At 54.2% G+C, this 1,757-nt stretch carries 1 rRNA gene; it reads right to left on the reverse strand.

Going from position 1 to position 1,757, the window contains the following annotated elements:
- Positions 1–52: 52 nt before the first annotated feature.
- A 16S ribosomal RNA gene (locus FKN99_RS17690) occupies positions 53–1,585 on the reverse strand.
- Between the last annotated feature and the right edge of the window lie 172 nt (positions 1,586–1,757).

Consider the following 1,757-nt stretch of genomic DNA (forward strand, 5'->3'; position numbering starts at 1 on the left):
TCTGATCAGGTAATTCATTGTGGACGTTTACCGCGAGGGATGACGCATCGTTTAAGGAGGTGATCCAGCCGCAGGTTCCCCTACGGCTACCTTGTTACGACTTCACCCCAGTCATGAACCACACCGTGGTGATCGCCCTCTTGCGTTAGGCTAACCACTTCTGGTGCAGTCCACTCCCATGGTGTGACGGGCGGTGTGTACAAGGCCCGGGAACGTATTCACCGTGACATTCTGATTCACGATTACTAGCGATTCCGACTTCACGGAGTCGAGTTGCAGACTCCGATCCGGACTGAGACCGGCTTTTCGGGATTGGCGCACTCTCGCGAGTTGGCAACCCTTTGTACCGGCCATTGTAGCACGTGTGTAGCCCTACCCGTAAGGGCCATGATGACTTGACGTCGTCCCCACCTTCCTCCGGTTTGTCACCGGCAGTCTCCTTAGAGTTCCCACCATTACGTGCTGGCAAATAAGGACAAGGGTTGCGCTCGTTACGGGACTTAACCCAACATTTCACAACACGAGCTGACGACAGCCATGCAGCACCTGTCTTACAGTTCCCGAAGGCACACCAGGATCTCTCCCGGCTTCTGTAGATGTCAAGGGTAGGTAAGGTTCTTCGCGTTGCATCGAATTAAACCACATGCTCCACCGCTTGTGCGGGCCCCCGTCAATTCATTTGAGTTTTAACCTTGCGGCCGTACTCCCCAGGCGGTCGACTTATCGCGTTAACTTCGCCACAAAGTGCGCTAGGCACCCAACGGCTGGTCGACATCGTTTACGGCGTGGACTACCAGGGTATCTAATCCTGTTTGCTACCCACGCTTTCGCACCTCAGTGTCAGTGTCAGTCCAGAAGGCCGCCTTCGCCACTGGTATTCCTCCCGATCTCTACGCATTTCACCGCTACACCGGGAATTCTACCTTCCTCTCCTGCACTCTAGCCTGACAGTTCCGGATGCCGTTCCCAGGTTGAGCCCGGGGCTTTCACAACCGGCTTATCAAGCCACCTACGCGCGCTTTACGCCCAGTAATTCCGATTAACGCTTGCACCCTCCGTATTACCGCGGCTGCTGGCACGGAGTTAGCCGGTGCTTCTTCTGCGAGTGATGTCTTTCCTGCCGGGTATTAACCGACAGGCGTTCTTCCTCGCTGAAAGTGCTTTACAACCCGAAGGCCTTCTTCACACACGCGGCATGGCTGGATCAGGCTTGCGCCCATTGTCCAATATTCCCCACTGCTGCCTCCCGTAGGAGTTCGGGCCGTGTCTCAGTCCCGATGTGGCTGATCATCCTCTCAAACCAGCTACGGATCGTTGCCTTGGTGAGCCATTACCTCACCAACCAGCTAATCCGACATAGGCTCATCCAATAGCGGGAGCCGGAGCCCCCTTTCTCCCGTAGGACGTATGCGGTATTAGCCTGAGTTTCCCCAGGTTATCCCCCACTATCGGGCAGATTCCTATGCATTACTCACCCGTCCGCCGCTCGTCAGCGGGAAGCAAGCTTCCCCTGTTACCGCTCGACTTGCATGTGTTAAGCCTGCCGCCAGCGTTCAATCTGAGCCATGATCAAACTCTTCAGTTTAAAATCAGTGTGATTCTTGCTTGTCACTCGAAAGCGACAAAGGTGAATCAATCCTGGCTCAAGGTTCAAACGAATTTGAAGAATTCGAAAATTCTTCTTGTGCGCTTGCCTTGATATTTGGTGACTTGTCACCCTCATCGGCAAACGCCCACATGAATTACCTGATCAAATT

The sequence above is a fragment of the Halomonas hibernica genome (assembly GCF_013183775.1).
GTDB lineage: Bacteria > Pseudomonadota > Gammaproteobacteria > Pseudomonadales > Halomonadaceae > Vreelandella > Vreelandella citrativorans.